Annotated in this window: 1 protein-coding gene and 1 tRNA gene; one reads left to right on the plus strand and one right to left on the minus strand. The window is 66.6% G+C overall.

Annotation, left to right across the window (positions count from 1 at the left end; genetic code table 11):
• Positions 1 to 114: 114 nt before the first annotated feature.
• Positions 115 to 1,329, plus strand: coding sequence for a recombinase family protein (locus tag GGD89_RS20760; protein WP_425503064.1), 1,215 nt, complete (start codon positions 115 to 117; stop codon positions 1,327 to 1,329).
• Here GGD89_RS20760 and GGD89_RS19620 read toward each other — a convergent pair.
• A tRNA-Met gene (locus GGD89_RS19620) sits at positions 1,286 to 1,362 on the minus strand. The genes GGD89_RS20760 and GGD89_RS19620 overlap by 44 nt on opposite strands.
• Positions 1,363 to 1,379: the final 17 nt, after the last annotated feature.

Genomic DNA, 1,379 nt, shown 5'->3' on the forward strand with positions numbered 1-1,379 from the left:
AAGGGCACCATGAACGCGCTGTTCCTGAAGGACCTGGGCCAGAAGACGCGGCGCGGGCTCGAGGGGCGGGTGCGCGCGGGCCGTTCGGCCGGCGGACTGTCCTTCGGATACGAGATGGTCCGCCAGATCAACGAACGGGGCGAATTCGATGCCGGGCACCGGCGCGTGAAGGAAAACGAAGCGCTCGTCGTCCGCCGCATCTTCGAGATGTTCGCCGGCGGCACCGGGCCGCGCACCATCGCCCGGATCCTCAACGAGGACGGCGTGCCGGGTCCGCGCGGCCGGCCCTGGCGGGATACGACCATTCGCGGGCACAAGGCGCGCGGGACCGGCATTTTGCGCAATCAGGAATATGTCGGGCGGCTGGTCTGGAACCGGCAGCGATTCATCAAGGACCCGGCCACGGGCAAGCGCGTCTCGCGGCCCAATCCGCCGGAAGCCTGGATCATTCAGGACGTGCCGGAGCTGCGGATTCTGGATGACGATCTTTGGAACCGTGTTCAGCGACGCCTTGACGATATCCGGGAGTCCGAGGGCGTGCGCAAGGCGCGGGAGACGGAGTTCTGGAAGCACCGTCGCCCCGAGACCCTCTTGAGCGGCAAGGTCACCTGCGCCGTATGCGGCGGGGCCATGATCTCGGCAGGCAAGGATTATCTGGCCTGCGGACGCGCCCGGGCCGGGACCGCGTGTTCGAACCGCAAGGGCCTGCGACGGGGACCGCTGGAAGACCTGATCCTGTCGGCCCTGAAAGACCAGTTGATGGCCCCGGACCTGGTCGAGGAATTCTGCGTCACGTTCCAGGAGCACATGGAGGCCCAGCGCGTTCAGGCGCAGGCGAACCACAAGACGGTCGAAGCCGATCTTGAACAGGTCGAACGGAAGATCACGTCCCTGATCGACGCGATTGCGGAAGGTTTCCGCTCCCCGGACCTTCAGGCCCGGCTGGATACGCTGTCGGCGCATCGGGACGCGCTGCGCGGCACACTGTCGGCGGCCGCACCCGTCCTGCCACCGTTCACCGTCGACCTGTCGGAGATGTATCGCCAGCAGGTCGGCCGTCTTCACGCCACGCTTCAGGACCCGAAGACCCGCCAGGAAGCGGTGGAGCACCTGCGCACCCTGATCGAAGAGGTGCGCGTCGGCCCGCCCCTCAATCGTGGCGGCCGCGAAGTGGAACTGATCGGCGAGATCGCGTCCATGATCGAACTGTCGCTGGGGGCGGCCGCAAAAAAGGCCGCCTCCGGAGAGGCGGCCTTGGATGCCGATGTGCGGCGTTCGGTCAAGGTGGTTGCGGGGAGAGGATTTGAACCTCTGACCTTCAGGTTATGAGCCTGACGAGCTACCAGACTGCTCCACCCCGCGACGGTGGTCGCATGGGG

Origin of the sequence: Roseospira visakhapatnamensis, from assembly GCF_014197915.1 — a bacterium.
In the GTDB taxonomy this organism is placed as follows: domain Bacteria; phylum Pseudomonadota; class Alphaproteobacteria; order Rhodospirillales; family Rhodospirillaceae; genus Rhodospira; species Rhodospira visakhapatnamensis.